Source organism: Pseudorhodoferax sp. Leaf274 (assembly GCF_001422445.1).
Classification (GTDB): Bacteria; Pseudomonadota; Gammaproteobacteria; order Burkholderiales; family Burkholderiaceae_C; genus Pseudorhodoferax.
Genome location: NZ_LMNA01000028.1, coordinates 100,647 through 115,846 on the forward strand (window position 1 = coordinate 100,647; position 15,200 = coordinate 115,846).

The 15,200-nt window shown below is 69.8% G+C and carries 16 protein-coding genes and 2 tRNA genes; 8 read left to right on the forward strand and 10 right to left on the reverse strand.

What is annotated here, in order from left to right; translation table 11 throughout:
* Positions 1 to 2: 2 nt before the first annotated feature.
* Positions 3 to 425: a thioesterase family protein gene (locus ASF44_RS24340; protein WP_056901847.1), complete on the forward strand. Its 423-nt coding sequence runs from the start codon at positions 3 to 5 to the stop codon at positions 423 to 425.
* 1 nt (position 426) lies between these two features.
* On the opposite strand, the gene ASF44_RS24345 is transcribed toward ASF44_RS24340, so the two are convergent.
* From ASF44_RS24345 to eat, 4 genes are all read right to left on the reverse strand, one after another.
* Positions 427 to 1,017, reverse strand: a complete 591-nt coding sequence (locus tag ASF44_RS24345; protein ID WP_056901848.1) for a peroxidase-related enzyme — start codon at positions 1,015 to 1,017, stop codon at positions 427 to 429.
* 98 nt (positions 1,018 to 1,115) lie between these two features.
* The gene (eutC, locus tag ASF44_RS24350) at positions 1,116 to 1,910 is read right to left on the reverse strand and encodes an ethanolamine ammonia-lyase subunit EutC (protein ID WP_056901849.1); all 795 of its coding nucleotides are present in this window, start codon (positions 1,908 to 1,910) and stop codon (positions 1,116 to 1,118) included.
* A complete protein-coding gene (locus ASF44_RS24355) occupies positions 1,907 to 3,307 on the reverse strand; it encodes an ethanolamine ammonia-lyase subunit EutB (RefSeq protein ID WP_056901850.1) in 1,401 nt (466 codons plus the stop codon). The genes eutC and ASF44_RS24355 overlap by 4 nt, the downstream gene beginning before the upstream one ends.
* Before the next feature lie 11 nt (positions 3,308 to 3,318).
* Positions 3,319 to 4,725, reverse strand: a complete 1,407-nt coding sequence (gene eat, locus ASF44_RS24360; protein ID WP_056901851.1) for an ethanolamine permease — start codon at positions 4,723 to 4,725, stop codon at positions 3,319 to 3,321.
* Positions 4,726 to 4,858: 133 nt separating this feature from the next.
* Between eat and ASF44_RS24365 the strand changes: the two genes are divergently transcribed.
* Positions 4,859 to 5,842, forward strand: coding sequence for a helix-turn-helix domain-containing protein (locus ASF44_RS24365; RefSeq protein ID WP_056901852.1), 984 nt, complete (start codon positions 4,859 to 4,861; stop codon positions 5,840 to 5,842).
* Here ASF44_RS24365 and ASF44_RS24370 read toward each other — a convergent pair.
* Positions 5,832 to 6,386 carry a PAS and helix-turn-helix domain-containing protein gene (locus ASF44_RS24370; protein ID WP_056901853.1) on the reverse strand — a complete coding sequence of 185 codons (555 nt, stop codon included), beginning with the start codon at positions 6,384 to 6,386 and terminating at the stop codon, positions 5,832 to 5,834. The genes ASF44_RS24365 and ASF44_RS24370 overlap by 11 nt on opposite strands.
* Positions 6,387 to 6,462: 76 nt before the next feature.
* Here ASF44_RS24370 and ASF44_RS24375 point away from each other — a divergent pair, with 76 nt between their 5' ends.
* The 5 genes from ASF44_RS24375 to ASF44_RS24395 all read left to right on the forward strand — a co-directional run bounded on the left by ASF44_RS24375 (position 6,463) and on the right by ASF44_RS24395 (position 10,338).
* On the forward strand, positions 6,463 to 7,275 hold the full coding sequence (locus ASF44_RS24375) for a CoA transferase subunit A (protein WP_056901854.1): 813 nt from the start codon (positions 6,463 to 6,465) through the stop codon (positions 7,273 to 7,275).
* A 2-nt stretch (positions 7,276 to 7,277) separates the two neighbouring features.
* Positions 7,278 to 7,916 (forward strand): CoA transferase subunit B, encoded by a 639-nt coding sequence (locus tag ASF44_RS24380; protein ID WP_056901855.1) that lies wholly within the window; start codon positions 7,278 to 7,280, stop codon positions 7,914 to 7,916.
* A 2-nt stretch (positions 7,917 to 7,918) separates the two neighbouring features.
* On the forward strand, positions 7,919 to 8,872 hold the full coding sequence (gene tilS, locus ASF44_RS24385) for a tRNA lysidine(34) synthetase TilS (RefSeq protein ID WP_235579338.1): 954 nt from the start codon (positions 7,919 to 7,921) through the stop codon (positions 8,870 to 8,872).
* Between the two features lie 63 nt (positions 8,873 to 8,935).
* Complete coding sequence (locus ASF44_RS24390) at positions 8,936 to 10,207, forward strand: aspartate kinase (protein ID WP_056901856.1); 1,272 nt, start codon at positions 8,936 to 8,938, stop codon at positions 10,205 to 10,207.
* A 38-nt stretch (positions 10,208 to 10,245) separates the two neighbouring features.
* Positions 10,246 to 10,338: transfer RNA gene (locus ASF44_RS24395), tRNA-Ser, on the forward strand.
* A 298-nt stretch (positions 10,339 to 10,636) separates the two neighbouring features.
* Here ASF44_RS24395 and ASF44_RS24400 read toward each other — a convergent pair.
* The 3 genes from ASF44_RS24400 to ASF44_RS24410 form a co-directional block, all read right to left on the reverse strand.
* A tRNA-Gly gene (locus ASF44_RS24400) sits at positions 10,637 to 10,710 on the reverse strand.
* An 81-nt stretch (positions 10,711 to 10,791) separates the two neighbouring features.
* Complete coding sequence (locus ASF44_RS24405; protein ID WP_235579352.1) at positions 10,792 to 11,091, reverse strand: AzlD domain-containing protein; 300 nt, start codon at positions 11,089 to 11,091, stop codon at positions 10,792 to 10,794.
* 5 nt (positions 11,092 to 11,096) lie between these two features.
* Positions 11,097 to 11,780: an AzlC family ABC transporter permease gene (locus tag ASF44_RS24410; RefSeq protein WP_056901858.1), complete on the reverse strand. Its 684-nt coding sequence runs from the start codon at positions 11,778 to 11,780 to the stop codon at positions 11,097 to 11,099.
* 106 nt (positions 11,781 to 11,886) lie between these two features.
* On the opposite strand from ASF44_RS24410, the gene ASF44_RS24415 reads away from it, so the two are divergent.
* Positions 11,887 to 13,455: an AMP-binding protein gene (locus ASF44_RS24415; protein WP_235579339.1), complete on the forward strand. Its 1,569-nt coding sequence runs from the start codon at positions 11,887 to 11,889 to the stop codon at positions 13,453 to 13,455.
* Positions 13,456 to 13,483: 28 nt separating this feature from the next.
* On the opposite strand, the gene bktB is transcribed toward ASF44_RS24415, so the two are convergent.
* Positions 13,484 to 14,668, reverse strand: a complete 1,185-nt coding sequence (gene bktB, locus ASF44_RS24420; RefSeq protein WP_056901860.1) for a beta-ketothiolase BktB — start codon at positions 14,666 to 14,668, stop codon at positions 13,484 to 13,486.
* 90 nt (positions 14,669 to 14,758) lie between these two features.
* On the reverse strand, positions 14,759 to 15,199 hold the full coding sequence (cadR, locus tag ASF44_RS24425; RefSeq protein WP_056901861.1) for a Cd(II)/Pb(II)-responsive transcriptional regulator: 441 nt from the start codon (positions 15,197 to 15,199) through the stop codon (positions 14,759 to 14,761).
* Position 15,200 lies beyond the last annotated feature (1 nt).

The following is a 15,200-nucleotide window of genomic DNA, read 5'->3' on the forward strand; positions in this document are numbered from 1 at the left end:
CCATGCGGATCGCCATCCCCGAACGCAAGAAGCTGGTCTATGAGACGCGCATCGCGTTGCGCTGGGGTGACATGGACGCCATGGGCCACCTCAACAACGCCAACTACTTCCGCTACATCGAGACCGCGCGCGTGGACTGGTTCCAGCAGCTGGGCTGCATGGCCAACGGCCGCGGCGCGGGGCCGCTGATCGTCAACGCCTTCTGCAACTTCTACGCGCAGCTGCAGTACCCGGGCGAGGTGGTCGTCAAGCTCTACGCCAGCGACCCGGGACGCACCACCTTCGAGACCTGGGCCCAGCTTGCGCGGGCCGATGCGCCCGAGGTGGTCTGCGCCGAGGGCGGCGGCACCACCATGTGGGTGGACTACGAGGTCGGCAAGGCGGCCACGATGCCGGACTGGCTGCGCGCCATCGTCGCCGACTGAATCACTGCTTGGCCTTGGGCACGCGGCCCATCAAATAGAACTCGCTGTTGGGCTGCATGCCGGTGAAGCTGGCCATGCGGTTGGACAGGCCGAAGAAGGCCGTGATGGCGCCGATGTCCCAGGCGTCCTCGTCGCTGAAGCCGTGTTCGGCCAGCGCGGCGAAATCGGCGTCGTCGATCTCGTGCGACCGCTCGCAGACCTTCATCGCGAAGGCCAGCATGGCGCGCTGGCGCGGCGTGATGTCGGCCTTGCGCCAGTTCACCGCCACCTGGTCGGCCACCAGCGGCTTCTTCTCGTAGATGCGCAGCAGCGCGCCGTGCGCCACCACGCAGTACAGGCACTGGTTGGCCGCGCTGGTCGCCGTGACGATCATCTCGCGGTCGCCCTTGGTCAAGGGGCTGCTGCGGCCCACGCTCTCGGGGTCCATCAGCGCGTCGTGGTAGGCGAAGAAGGCGCGCCACTCGGCCGGCCGGCGGGCCAGCGCGAGGAACACGTTGGGAACGAAGCCGGCCTTCTCCTGCACCTCGAGGATCTTGGCGCGCAGGTCGTCGGGCAGCTGGTTCAGGTCGGGCAGGGGGTAGCGGTCGGGCATGGTGTGTCTCCTGGGCGGCGGCGCGCGCTGGCTGCGCGCTGGATGCGTGCGTTCGGTCGTTCGTCGCGCGTTGTACCACCGCCGGCGGTGCCCTGTGCTCAGCCAGGCAGCGGTGCCGCACCGGGTGCGCCGCCGTCCAGGATGGCCAGGTCGCTCTCGTCCTTGAGTTCCACACCGGTCAGGCCGCGGCGCAGGGCCTCGCGCAGCAGCCAGCCGAGCTTGAAGGCCGCCGCGTCGTAGCCCAGGCCCTGCGGCCGTATGTTGGAGATGCAGTTGCGCTGCGCGTCGTGGCGCCCGCGCCCAGGGCCGTGCGTGAGGTAGAGCCCCAAGCTGTCGGGAGACGACAGGCCCGGTCGCTCGCCGATCAGGATGGCCGCCACGCGGGCGCCCAGCGCCTCGCCCACCTCGTCGGCCAGCGCGACGCGGGCCTGCGTGGCGATCACCACGGGGCCGGTGCGCAGGCCGGCCGGCAGCTGCGTGCGCAGCGCGGCCAGCAGCGGCACGGCATGGCGGGCGACCGCCAGCGACGAAAGACCGTCGCCGACCACCAGGCACAGGTCGCAGCCTTGTGCCGCCCCGGCGCGCAGGCGATCCGCGTCGTCGGCATCGAGCTGGCGGCCGAGATCGGGCCGGCGCAGGTAGCTGGTGCGGTCGGCGGCGCGGCTGCGCACGGTGCGGGTGTCCCAGCCGCCGGCCTGCAGTTCGGCGGCCAGCGCATCGGTGTCCAGGGCCGCGTGGATCGCATCGCGCGCCATCGCGTGCGCCCAGCCGAAGCGCAGCGTCTCGTCGGTCGGCATGCCCTGGCCGGCGCGGCCCAGGGCCAGCCGCGCGGGCGTGGCGGCACGCCAGTCCTGCCAGGGGTCGGGGGTCACGCCGGGGATGGGCTGCGTCATGCCGGCCGCCCCAGCGCCGCCAGCGCATCCATGCCTTCCAGCAGGCGGTTGGCGGACGGCGGCGCGAGCCTGCCGCCAGCCTGCGTGATGTGCATGCGCTGCAGCCAGGCCTCGAACTCGGGCGCGCGCTTCAGGCCCATGGTCTCGCGCAGGAACAGCGCGTCGTGGAACGAGGTGCTCTGGTAGTTCAGCATCACGTCGTCGGCGCCCGGCACGCCGATCAGGAAGCTCAGGCCCGCTGCGGCCAGCAGCACCATCAGCGTGTCCATGTCGTCCTGGTCGGCCTCGGCGTGGTTGGTGTAGCAGATGTCGCAGCCCAGCGGCAGGCCCAGCAGCTTGCCGCAGAAGTGGTCTTCGAGCCCGGCGCGGATGATCTGCTTGCCGTCGAACAGGTACTCGGGGCCGATGAAGCCGACCACGGTGTTCACCAGCAGCGGCCGGTAGCGCCGCGCCAGCGCGTAGGCGCGGGCCTCGCAGGTCTGCTGGTCCACGCCGTGGTGGGCGTTGGCCGACAGCGCGCTGCCCTGGCCGGTCTCAAAATACATGACGTTGTCGCCCAGCGTGCCGCGGCCGAGTGCGCGCGCCGCGGCGCAGGCCTCGTCCAGCAGTTCGGGCGTGACGCCGAACGAAAGGTTGGCCTTCTCGGTGCCGGCGATGGACTGGAACACCAGGTCGACCGGGGCGCCGGCCTCCATGAGCCGCAGGGTGTTGGTCACGTGCGTGAGCACGCAGCTCTGGGTGGGGATCTGGAAGCGCTGGACCACCTCGTCCAGCAGGCGCAGCAGGCGGTCGAGCGCGGGCAGGCTGTCGGAGGCCGGGTTCAGGCCGATCACCGCGTCGCCCGCGCCGTAGAGCAGGCCGTCCAGCGTGGAGGCGGCCACGCCGCGCAGGTCGTCCGTGGGATGGTTGGGCTGCAGCCGCACCGCCAGGTGGCCGGGCAGGCCGATGGTGTTGCGAAAGCGCGTGACCACGCGGCACTTGCGCGCCACGGCGATCAGGTCCTGGTTGCGCATGAGCTTGGAGACGGCCGCCACCATCTCGGGCGTGAGGCCGGGCGCCAGGGACGTGAGCGCCGCGCTGTCGGCCGCGTCGGACAGCAGCCAGTTGCGGAAATCGCCGACCGTCAGGTGTGCGACTGGCGCGAAGGCCGCGGCGTCGTGCGTGTCGACGATGAGCCGCGTGATGTTGTCGTCCTCGTAGGGGACCAGGGCTTCGGTGAGGAACTGCCGCAGCGGCGTGTCGGCCAGCACGTGGCGCGCGGCCATGCGCTGCTGCGCGGTGCCGGCGCCGATGCCGGCCAGGTAGTCGCCGGAGCGTGCCGGGCTGGCGCAGGCCATCACCTGGCGCAGGTCGTCGAAGGCGAAGACCTGGTGGGCGATGGTGGTGCGGTAACGCATGGCGCTCGGGTTCAATCGTTGCCGGACAGCAGATCATCGTGCGCCGCCGCCGCGCGCTGGCCGGCCGTGCGCCGGAAGTAGATGTAGGCCAAAGCCATCAGCACCAGGAACAGCACCGTCAGCAGGGTGTTGAACCACACCATGGCGCCCAGGCACACCAGGCCCAGCCCCAGCGCAATGGCCGGGAACACGGGGTAGAACGGCGCGGTGTACGGGCGGTGCAGTTGCGGCTCGCTCGCGCGCAGCTTGAACAGCGCGGCCATGGAGATGAGGTACATCACGATGGCGCCCAGCACCGCCATGGTGACGATGTTGGCCGTCAGCGTCTGCCCGCCGAAGCTGATCCACCCGTCGCTGAAGATGGCGGCCACGCCGATCACGCCGCCGGCCACGAGCGCGCGGTGCGGCGTGTTGAAGCGCGGGCTCAGCGCGGCGAAGTAGCCGGGCAGGTAGCCGGCGCGCGCCAGCGCGAAGATCTGGCGCGAGTAGCCCATGATGATGCCGTGGAAGGAGGCGATCAGCCCGAAGAGCCCGATCCACACCATCATGTGCAGCCACCCGCTGGAGGCGCCCACCACCGCCTTCATGGCTTGCGGCAGCGGGTCGTTGATGTTGGCCAGCTGGCGCCAGTCGCCCACGCCGCCGGCGAACACCATGACGCCGAAGGCCAGCACGACGAGCGTGACGATGCCCGTGGTGTAGGCCAGCGGAATCGTGCGGTGCGGGTCGCGCGCTTCCTCGGCCGCCATGGCCGCGCCTTCGATGGCCAGGAAGAACCAGATCGCGAACGGGATGGACGCGAAGATGCCCGAGATGGCCTTGCCGTCCAGCACGCTGCCGCCGGCCCAGCCGTTGGCCACGAAGTTGGCCATGGACCAGCCCGGCGCCACCACGCCCATGAACACCAGCAACTCGAAGATGGCCAGCAGCGTCACGAACAGCTCGAAGGTGGCGGCGATGTTCACGCCCACCCAGTTCAGCGCGATGAAGACCACGTAGGCGCCCAGCGCCAGCATCTTCGGGTCGATGCTCGGGAACTGCACGTTCAGGTAGGCGCCGATGGCCAGCGAGATGGCCGGCGGCGCGAACACGAACTCCACCAGCGTGGCGAAGCCGGCGATGAAGCCGCCCGTGGGCCCGAAGGCGCGCCGCGCGTAGGCGAACGGGCCGCCAGCGTGTGGAATGGCCGTGGACAGCTCGGTGAAGCTGAAGATGAAGGTGGTGTACATGGCCGCCACCAGCACCGTGGCCACCAGGAAGCCCAGCGTGCCGGCGGTGTTCCAGCCGTAGCTCCAGCCGAAGTATTCGCCAGAGATGACCAGGCCGACGGCGATGCCCCAGAGCTGCAGCGGCCCGAGGACCTTGTTGAGATGACCCGAAGCCGGGGCGGATGCGGCAGGAGAGGGGATGGCGCTCATCGCAGCAAGGCTCACAGGGAGCGTGGAACAAGGATGGAGCCGATTGCAGCAGCGCCGCGCGCCCGCCGCTATCCGGTTTCGGAAAATCCGCAGGCGCCGACGACGTGGCATCGGTCTTGCATCCGGCCTGCGCATGGACGCCCTCTACCAAGTGCGGCGCAGCGACGACGTGGACGAGCACGCCAGCCACCTGTCGTCCTGGTGCCAGGAATACGACCAACTTTCGTGCGGCCACTTCACCGGCATGGTGCGCGAGCTATGCCTGCAGGCGCCGCGCCTGCAGGTGTTCCACGAATTCACGGGCCGGCAGACCAGCCAGCGCTGCCGCCCCTGGGCCGGCTCGGTCTGGTTCGGCATCCCGGACGGCATAGGCGAAGGCGCGCTGCATTTCTCGGGCCGGCTGCAGCAGGGCGAGCGCCTGCGCACCGTGATGGCCGCGCGCGCGGACGCCGGTTTCATGCTGCGCACGCCCGAGCGCTTCGGCATCTACGGCGTGGTGCTCGACGGCGACTGGCTCGCGGCTCAGTGCGAGTCACGCGGGCTGGCGCCGCTGCTGCCGGAGCGCATGGAGATCAACGCGGCGGCCGTGCCACCGCACCGGCATGTCGCGCTGTGCCAGACCATCGAATCCATGCTGTCGCTCGGTGCCGGCGACGAGATCGCCCAGCCCTGGGGCTGCAAGGCGATGGACATGCTGTGCGGTCAGTTGCTGCAGTTGCTGGCCGAGTGCGGCGACGATGCCGCGCCCCAGCCTGCGGGCGTGCAGCGCCGGCTGGCGCTGGTCATGGCCGCGCGGGACATGGCAGCCGACCCGTTCAACCACACGATGTCGGTGGACGCGCTGTGCCAGCGCCTGCACCTGACGCCGCGCACGCTGCACAACCATTTTCTCGGCACCGTGGGCACCGCGCCCGCGGAGTTCCTGCGGTCGGTGCGGCTGAACGCCTGCCGGCGCAAGCTGCGCGGCGGCGCGCAGGCGCCATTGCGGGTGCAGGACGTGGCGGCCCAGTGGGGCTTCTTCCACATGGGCCGGTTCTCGCAGGCCTACAAGGCGCTGTTCGACGAGCTGCCCTCGCAGACGCTGCGGCAGGCCCAACGCGCAGCGCTCAGCGCGTGACCAGGCGGTGCACCAGTTCGGCCGTGGAGCCGGCGCCGTACTTGCGCATCACGCGCGCCCGGTAGATCTCCACCGTGCGGTGGCTAATGCCGAGCGCGCGGCCGATCTCCTTGGCCGTGAGCCCCAGCATGACCTGGGCGGCGATCTCGCGCTCGCGCGGCGTCAGGCTGGCGTGCACGCTGCGGCGCGCGCTGAGGTCCTCGAAGCTCCAGATGCCCGCCGCGTGCGGCGCTGCGCGGTCGAACGCCCGGCCCGTGACGTGGCACCAGAAGGCCTCGCCCTTGAAGCGGCCGTCCACGCGCCGCATGATGCGGTCGTCGGCGTAGTGGCCCTTGGCGTTCATGATCGGCGTGATGCGCTCGCCGGTGCGTTCGTACTCGTCGGCGCTGGGGTAGAGCACGCGGAACGACTGGCCGACCAGCTGCTCGCGTGGGGCGCCGAACATCTCGCACAGGTGGCGGTTGCAGTCCACAATCGTCCGCTCGCGCGACACCACCAGCCCGATGGGTGCCAGGTCGAATGCCAGCCGGTAGTCGATGTCCATCGGGATTCTCATTAGGAAAAACTACGTACCTGGCTACGTAGTATCGTCCGCCCATCCGAATCCACAGGAGGCTTCCGTGAACAAAATCTATCCTTCCGCCGAAGCGGCGCTGAAGGGCATCGTCCAGGACGGCCAGTTGCTGGCCGTGGGCGGTTTCGGCCTGTGCGGCATCCCCGAGGCGCTGATCGAGGCGCTCAAGGATTCCGGCGTCAAGGACCTGACGGTGATCTCCAACAATGCGGGTGTCGATGGCTTCGGCCTGGGCAAGCTGCTGGAGACGCGCCAGATCAAGAAGATGATCGCCAGCTACGTGGGCGAGAACAAGGAGTTCGAGCGCCAGTACCTGGCCGGCGAACTGGAACTGGAATTCACGCCGCAGGGCACGCTGGCCGAGAAGCTGCGCGCCGGCGGCGCGGGCATCCCGGCCTTCTTCACCAAGACCGGCGTCGGCACCCAGGTGGCCGAAGGCAAGGAACTGCGCGAGTTCGATGGCGAAACCTACGTGATGGAGCGCGCGCTGCTGCCCGAGGTGTCGCTGGTCAAGGCCTATGCGGCCGACAAGTCCGGCAACCTGCAATTTCGCCGCACGGCGCGCAACTTCAATCCGGCCGCCGCGATGGCCGGCAAGATCTGCGTGGTCGAGGTCGAGAAAATCGTCGAGACCGGCGACATGGACCCGGACGCCGTGCACCTGCCCGGCATCTACGTGCACCGCATCGTGCTCAACGCCCACCCCGAGAAGCGCATCGAGAAGCGCACGCTGCGCGCCGCTGCGCCCGTGGATGCGGCCGCTGCGAAGGTCGAGGCCCAGGCCGTGATCGCCCAGGCCGCGGCCGTGGACGAGGTTCCGGTGCCCAAGGTGCCTGTCAACAAGCAAGCAGGAGTCTGAACATGCCCTGGACCCAAGACCAGATGGCCGCGCGCGCGGCGCAAGAACTCGAGGACGGCTTCTACGTGAACCTGGGCATCGGCATCCCGACCCTTGTGGCCAACTTCGTGCCGTCCGACAAGGAGGTCTGGCTGCAGAGCGAGAACGGCATGATGGGCATCGGCCCGTTCCCGACCGAGGACGAGGTCGATGCCGACCTCATCAACGCCGGCAAGCAGACCGTCACCACGCTGCCGGGCACCTCGATCTTCGGCAGCCACGAGAGCTTCGCGATGATCCGCGGCGGCAAGATCAACCTGTCCATCCTGGGCGCCATGCAGGTCAGCGCCGAGGGCGACCTGGCCAACTGGATGATCCCGGGCAAGATGGTCAAGGGCATGGGCGGCGCCATGGACCTGGTGGCCGGCGTCAAGCGCGTGATCGTTCTGATGGAGCACGTGGCGAAGAAGAAGGACGGCACCGAGGACATGAAGATCCTGCCCAAGTGCAGCCTGCCGCTGACCGGCGTGGGCGTGGTCGACCGCATCATCACGGACCTGGCCGTCATGGACGTGACGCCCGAGGGCCTGAAGGTCGTAGAGATGGCGCCCGGCGTCACGCGCGAATCGCTGCAGGCCAAGACCGGCGTCACGCTGATCTGAACTTGTTCGCCGAGGCGATCGCCGCCTTCGCGCCGCGGCTGCCGCTGGCCGTGGCCTACAGCGGCGGCGCCGATTCCACGGCGCTGCTGCGCGCCTGCGCCGCGCGTTGGCCGGGCCAGGTGCATGCCGTGCACGTGCACCACGGCCTGCAGGCCGCGGCCGATGGTTTCGAGGCCCATTGCCGGGACACCTGCGCCGCGCTCGGCGTGCCGCTGGCCGTGGCCCATGTGCAGGCCCGCCCTGCACGCGGGCAGAGCCCCGAGGATGCCGCCCGCCGCGCGCGCTACGCGGCCATCGGCGATGCCATCGCGCACACCTGGGGCGCTGGCGGCCCTGGCGACGTGGCGCTGGCGCAGCATGCCGACGACCAGATCGAGACCATCTTGCTTGCGCTCTCGCGCGGCGCCGGCCTGCCGGGCCTGGCGGCCATGCCGGGGCAATGGGAGCAGGGCGGTTTGCGCTTCCACCGTCCGCTGCTGCAGGTGCCGGGCGCCGAGCTGCGCGCCTGGCTCGACGCCCAGGGCGCCAGCTGGGTCGAAGACCCGAGCAACGCCGACACGGCCTACGTGCGCAACGGCATCCGCGCGGAGCTGCTGCCGGTGCTGCAGCGGCTGTTTCCGTCCTTTCGCACCACCTTCGCGCGCAGCGCCGCCCATGCGGCCGAAGCGCAGCAGCTGCTGCGCGGCCTGGCCGGGCAGGACCTGGGCACGACCGGCATCCCGCCTGCCATCGCCGCGCTGCAGGCGTTGCCGCGCGCGCGGCAGGCCAACGCCTTGCGCCATTGGCTGGCCGAAGCCCACGGCACCGCGCCCAGCGCGGCGCAGTTGGCCGAACTGCTGGACCAGATCGACGCCTGCCGCACGCGCGGCCACCGCCTGCACCTCAAGGTGGGGGCCGGTTTCGTGCGGCGCAGTGGCGCGTTGCTCGATTGGTACAATCCCGCGCTTTCGAGTTGACACACAGCAGGGGCGCAGCCGGCCGACAGCCGAGCCCGGACAAGGCGCCTCCTGCCACTATCCATGGCACTCATCGTTCATAAATACGGCGGCACGTCGATGGGCTCGACCGAGCGCATCCGCAACGTCGCCAAGCGCGTGGCCAAGTGGGCCCGCGCCGGTCACCAGATGGTGGTGGTTCCCAGCGCCATGAGCGGGGAAACCAACCGGCTGCTGGGCCTGGCCAAGGAGTTGGCACCGGCCAGGCCTGCCGATGCCTACCACCGCGAACTCGACATGCTGGCCGCGACCGGAGAGCAGGCCTCTTCCGCGCTGCTGGCCATCGCGCTGCAATCCGAGGGCGTGCAGTCGGTCAGCTATGCCGGCTGGCAGGTGCCGATCCGCACCAACAGCGCCTACACCAAGGCCCGCATCGAATCCATCGAGGACGACCGCGTGCGCGCCGACCTGAAGGCCGGCAAGGTCGTCATCGTCACCGGCTTCCAGGGCGTGGACGAGCGCGACAACATCACCACGCTGGGCCGCGGCGGCAGCGACACCTCGGCCGTGGCCGTGGCCGCCGCACTGAAGGCGCAGGAGTGCCTGATCTACACCGACGTCGATGGCGTCTACACCACCGACCCGCGCGTCGTGCCCGAGGCACGCCGGCTGCAGACCGTCAGCTTCGAGGAGATGCTGGAGATGGCCTCCATGGGCTCCAAGGTGCTGCAGATCCGCTCCGTGGAATTCGCCGGCAAGTACAAGGTGCCGCTGCGCGTGCTGTCCAGCTTCACGCCCTGGGACATCGACCTGGACGAGGAAGCCAAGTCGGGCACGCTGATCACTTTCGAGGAAGACGAGCAAATGGAACAAGCCATCGTGTCGGGCATCGCGTTCAACCGCGACGAAGCCAAGATCTCCATCCTGGGCGTGCCGGACAAGCCCGGCATCGCCTACCAGATCCTGGGCGCCGTGGCCGACGCCAACATCGAGGTCGACGTCATCATCCAGAACGTCAGCAAGGACGGCAAGACCGACTTCAGCTTCACCGTCCACCGCAACGACTACGCGAAGACGATCGACCTGCTGAAGGAAAAGGTCCTGCCCGGCCTGGGCGTGCAGGAGGTCGTGGGCGACGCCAAGATCTGCAAGGTCAGCATCGTCGGCATCGGCATGCGCAGCCATGTGGGCGTGGCCAGCAAGATGTTCCGCTGCCTGTCGGAAGAGGGCATCAACATCCAGATGATCTCCACCAGCGAGATCAAGACCTCGGTCGTGCTCGACGAGAAGTACATGGAACTCGCGGTGCGCGCGTTGCACCGGGTTTTCGATCTGGATCAGCCCGCCGCGGCCTGATTCGGCTTGAATCCGTGCCATAATGCGCGGGTTTTCCAGGAAACGTGACCGAGTGGCCGAAGGTGCTCCCCTGCTAAGGGAGTATGGGGTGTAGAGCCTCATCGAGGGTTCGAATCCCTCCGTTTCCGCCAAACAACAAGCAAAGACGGGCCTTCGGGCCCGTTTTTCGTTGGCGCTGCAGCCGACGCGATCCATCTGTTGCGTCGAGAAGAAGTACAGCCTGTACATCTGCGAACGTCATGCGGCGCTGCCCCTGACCCATGCGCCGTCAGGCGACCGGCGCACTGCCATGGCGGCTTATGCGCTCACCATCGCGGCATCGCAACGTGAAGAATCGAGTGATGGAAGTCGCTACGTCGTCGTAGCGCTTGTCTGCTGACAGGCGGCTCGTTGGCCTGCTGCGCCGTGCTGCGGCAACACGGCATGGAGTGGAGCGGGTGAAGGGAATCGAACCCTCGTATGAAGCTTGGGAAGCTGCCGTTCTACCATTGAACTACACCCGCGCGGCGCGCATTCTACTGTGGAGAACATGTCGATCCCGCCGCGTTGGAGCGGGAAAACCTGCTCTCGACCGACGGCGTGCATCAGCCGACGTGCCGCAGCCCTGCCGTGGCCAGCACGCCCAGCAGCACGCTGCCGAACTGGCCCGCCCGCAGGGACCAGGCCACGGCCACCGTCGCCAGTCCGCCCAGCACGGTCGGGTCCAGCCCGCGGCCGGACGCGCCCACCACCGAACTGGCCAGCATGCCGGCCAGCAGCGCGGCCGGCAGTGCATCGACGAAGGCCGCCACGCGCGGCGGGAAGCGGCGCCCGTGCAGCAGCACCGGGCCGATGGCCTTGATCGCATAGTTGATCGCCGCGAACGCCAGCACGGTCCACAGCATCGTGCTCACGGCGCCGCCCCGCCGCGCAGCAGCATGGGCAGGGCGGCGGCGCTGGCGGCCATCAGCGCCACGCCGGGCGGCACGAGCCAGCACATGCCCGCCGTGATGAGCACGGCCAGCGCGACGGTGCCGCGCCGCCGCGGTTCGCTGCGCAGGATGTCGAGCACGAACACCAGGAAGAAGCCCGGGAAGACGAGGTCCAGGCCGATCGCGCGCGCCAATGCGGGCGCGGGCGCGAGATACGCGCCCAGGGCGGTGCCGACGACCCAGGCGGGCCACTGTGCCAGCGTGGCCCCCAGCATCTTGGTGCGGTCCACGCTGCCATCGGGCCGGCGCGCGGCAGCCCAGGATGCATCGACCACGGCCTGCGCTTCGAGCGAGCGGCGCCACGGCCCGCCCTTGAATTCGGACGTCAGCGCCATCGGGATGAAGCGCAGGTTGATCAGCGTCGCCGCCCCCAGCGCGGCCGACATGCCGCCACCGGCGAAGGCCATGACCAGCGCGAACTGCGCGCCGCCCGCGAACACGATGGCCGACATGAGCGTGGCCAGCCAGGCCGGCCAGCCCTGGGCGACCGCGGCCGCACCGAAGCCGACGGCCAGCGCGAATGCGCCCACGCCGAAACCCGCGCCCACGGCCAAGCCCGCGCGCCAGCCGCCGCCGGGTGCCGCGGTCCGCTCTGCCTCCATGCTGTCTCCCCAAAGCCAGGAGCCGAGAATCTAGCAGGCCAAGCACAGGCGACATGCGGCTAGGCCTGCGGCCCGCAGAATGCGGAGCGATTTCCACGGAGACTCCATGCACGTTCCACCCGAGGCCCTGCGCGGCGGCACCGTCGCCGACCTCATCGTCGCCGCCATCGCCAAATACCCCGAGCGGCCGGCCTTCGCCAACGACGAGGCCACGGTCCGCTACGCCGAACTGGGCCAGGCCATCAGCCGCATCGCCCAGCACTTCGACCGGCTGGGCCTCAAGCCCGGCGACACCGTGGCCCAACTGGCCGTGAACCGCTGGGAAGTGTTCGCGGTGGTCGCTGCCGTCTACCTGCGCGGCCTGCGCTCGGTCACGCTGCACGCGCTGGGCAGCGAGGCCGACCATGCCTACATCCTGGGCCACAGCGGCGCCCGCACGGTCATCGTCGACAGCCACCACCAGGCGCGCGGCCACGCGCTGCGCGCGCAGTGCGGCCAGGTGCAGACCTGGCTGTCCCTGGGCGCCATCGACGGCTTCGGCGACCTGCTGCAGGCGGTGCAGGACCTTGCGCCGCAGCCGCTGGTGGCGCACGGCGACGCCGAGACCGTCGTGCGCCTGGCCTACACCGGCGGCACCACCGGCCGCCCCAAGGGCGTGATGCTGACCAACCGCGCCCTGGCCACCAACGCGGTGCTGGACCTGGCCGTCAAGGACTGGCCGCAGGAAGTGCGCTACGTGTGCCCGGCGCCCATCTCGCACGGCGGCGGCTCGCTGGTGGTGCCCACGCTGGTGCGCGGCGGCTGCGTGACGCTGCTGCGCGGCTTTGCGGCCGGCAGCTTTGTCGATGCCGTGGCGAAGTACCGCTGCAACCTCTCCTGGCTGGTGCCGACCATGCTCTATGCGCTGCTGGACAGCCCGCGCGTGCGCGAGGTCGACTGGGGCGCATTCCATACGCTGATCTACAGCGCAGCGCCGGCCTCGCCGGCCCGCATCCGCCAGGCGCTGGACATCTGCGGACCGGTGCTGGTGCAGAGCTATGGCCAGACCGAATCGCCCAACGACATCCTGATCCTGGACCGGCAAGACCATGCGCGGCTGACCGACGCGCAGCTCACGGCCGCCGGGCGGCCGTATCCCCTCATGCAGCTGGCGCTGCTCGATGCACAGGGCGCACCCGTGGCCGACGGCGAGCGCGGCGAGATCTGCGTGCGCGGCCCGCTCGTGATGTCGGGCTACCTGGACAACCCGGCCGAGACCGCTGCCGCGCTGGCTGGCGGCTGGCTGCACACGGGCGACGTGGCCTACCGGGGCGCCGACGGCCTGTACTACATCGTCGACCGCATGAAGGACCTGATCATCTCGGGCGGCTTCAACGTCTATCCCAAGGAGATCGAGGATGCGCTGTGCGCCGAGCCCGGCGTGGCGGCCGCCGCCGTGATCGGCATTCCCGACGAGAAATGGGGCGAGCTGGTGCTGGCCTATGTGCAGCCCAAGCCGGGCGCTGCGCCATCGGCAGACGCCCTGGTGGCGGCCGTGCGCGCCGCCAAGGGCGCGGTGGCCGCGCCCAAGCGCGTGGAGTTCATCGACGCGCTGCCGCAGACCGCCCTGGGCAAGATCGACAAGAAGGCGCTGCGCGCGCGCCACTGGGCCGCCGGCGCCCGCTCCGTGCATTAAGGCGCTGCGGACAGCCCCTCACGACCGGTCAGATCCGCTCGAACACGGCGGCGATGCCCTGGCCGCCGCCGATGCACATGGTGACGAGCGCGTAGCGGCCGCCCACGCGCTGCAGCTCGTGCAGCGCCTTGACCGTGATCACGGCGCCGGTGGCGCCGATCGGGTGGCCCAGCGAGATGCCCGAGCCGTTCGGGTTGACCTTGGCCGGGTCCAGGCCCAGGTCCTTGGTGACGGCGCAGGCCTGGGCCGCGAAGGCTTCGTTGGCCTCGATCACGTCCAGGTCCGAGACCTTCAGGCCGAGCTTCTCCAGCAGCTTCTTGCTGGCCGGCACCGGGCCGATGCCCATGTACTTGGGGTCCACGCCGGCATGGGCATAGCCGACCAGGCGCGCCAGCGGTGCCAGGCCGCGGGCCTTGGCCACCGAGGCCTCCATCAGCACCACGGCGGCGGCCGCGTCGTTCAGGCCCGAGGCGTTGCCGGCCGTGACCGTGCCGTTCTCCTTGACGAACACGGGCTTGAGCTTGGCCATGTCTTCCACGGTGGCGTCGGCACGGAAATGCTCATCGGTGTCGAACACCACATCGCCCTTGCGGCCCTTGGAGACCACCGGGACGATCTGCTCCTTGAAGTAGCCCGCGGCGCTGGCCTTGGCGGCGCGGCGGTGGCTCTCGACGGCCAGGCCGTCCTGGTCGCTGCGCGTGATGCCCCACTTGGCGGCGATGTTCTCGGCCGTCACGCCCATGTGGATGGTGTGGAAGGGGTCGTGCAGCGCGCCGACCATCATGTCCACGAGCTTGGTGTCGCCCATGCGGGCGCCCCAGCGTGCGTTGAGCGAGGCGTAGGGGGCGCGGCTCATGCTCTCGGCGCCGGCGCCGATGGCGATGTCCGTGTCGCCCAGCAGGATGGACTGCGCGGCCGAGACGATGGCCTGCAGGCCCGAGCCGCACAGGCGGTTGACGTTGAATGCAGGCGTGTCCTCGCCGCAGCCGCCCTCGAGCGCGGCCACGCGCGAGAGGTACATGTCGCGCGGCTCGGTGTTGACGACGTGGCCGAAGACCACATGGCCTACGTCCTTGCCCTCGACCTTGGCGCGTGCCAGCGACTCGCGCACGACCAGCGCGCCCAGCTGCGTGGGCGGCACGTCCTTGAGGCTGCCCCCGAAGGTACCAATGGCGGTGCGCACACCGCTGACGACGACGACTTCACGACCCATGTTGTTGCTCCTGCTGGTAAGAAAAATCGGCCGGCGATCTTCCCACGATGGCGCCGGGCCCGGTGTCACCAAGCTGCCAAAGGTGGCAATTCAGTGCGCGCCGTGCACATGCCGCGGCCATGCCTGCACGGTCGGCGCAGGCTCCTCGGCCAGGCTCCTGAGGATGCCGCAGTCTCCGGTGGCCTGGGCTTCGTGGCACTGGCTGCGCAAGGCCTGCAGCTGGCGTTCGAGCGCGCGCAGCTCGCGGATGCGCAGCGCCACATGGCCGATGTGGGCGTCCAGCAGCGCATTGACGCCGCCGCAATCGCCGCCCGGCGCGTCCTGGAACTGCAGCAGCGTGCGGATCTCGTCCAGCGCCATGTCCAGCGCGCGGCAATGCCGGATGAAGGACAGGCGCTGCACATGGGCCTGCGCATAGTCGCGGTAGTTGCCCTCGGTGCGCGGCGCGGCCGGCAACAGGCCGGCGCGTTCGTAGTAGCGGATGGTTTCGACCGACGTGTCGGTGGCGGTGGCGAGTTGTCCGATCTTCATG

Bases quoted from the DNA above. Each gene is read 5' to 3' on its own strand.
- ASF44_RS24340 (WP_056901847.1), top strand. From the start codon at position 3: ATGCGGATCGCCATCCCCGAACGCAAGAAGCTGGTCTATGAGACGCGC.
- ASF44_RS24345 (WP_056901848.1), bottom strand. From the start codon at position 1,017: ATGCCCGACCGCTACCCCCTGCCCGACCTGAACCAGCTGCCCGACGAC.
- eutC (WP_056901849.1), bottom strand. From the start codon at position 1,910: ATGACGCAGCCCATCCCCGGCGTGACCCCCGACCCCTGGCAGGACTGG.
- ASF44_RS24355 (WP_056901850.1), bottom strand. From the start codon at position 3,307: ATGCGTTACCGCACCACCATCGCCCACCAGGTCTTCGCCTTCGACGAC.
- eat (WP_056901851.1), bottom strand. From the start codon at position 4,725: ATGAGCGCCATCCCCTCTCCTGCCGCATCCGCCCCGGCTTCGGGTCAT.
- ASF44_RS24365 (WP_056901852.1), top strand. From the start codon at position 4,859: ATGGACGCCCTCTACCAAGTGCGGCGCAGCGACGACGTGGACGAGCAC.
- ASF44_RS24370 (WP_056901853.1), bottom strand. From the start codon at position 6,386: ATGGACATCGACTACCGGCTGGCATTCGACCTGGCACCCATCGGGCTG.
- ASF44_RS24380 (WP_056901855.1), top strand. From the start codon at position 7,278: ATGCCCTGGACCCAAGACCAGATGGCCGCGCGCGCGGCGCAAGAACTC.
- ASF44_RS24390 (WP_056901856.1), top strand. From the start codon at position 8,936: ATGGCACTCATCGTTCATAAATACGGCGGCACGTCGATGGGCTCGACC.
- ASF44_RS24405 (WP_235579352.1), bottom strand. From the start codon at position 11,091: ATGCTGTGGACCGTGCTGGCGTTCGCGGCGATCAACTATGCGATCAAG.
- ASF44_RS24410 (WP_056901858.1), bottom strand. From the start codon at position 11,780: ATGGAGGCAGAGCGGACCGCGGCACCCGGCGGCGGCTGGCGCGCGGGC.
- ASF44_RS24415 (WP_235579339.1), top strand. From the start codon at position 11,887: ATGCACGTTCCACCCGAGGCCCTGCGCGGCGGCACCGTCGCCGACCTC.
- bktB (WP_056901860.1), bottom strand. From the start codon at position 14,668: ATGGGTCGTGAAGTCGTCGTCGTCAGCGGTGTGCGCACCGCCATTGGT.
- cadR (WP_056901861.1), bottom strand. From the start codon at position 15,199: ATGAAGATCGGACAACTCGCCACCGCCACCGACACGTCGGTCGAAACC.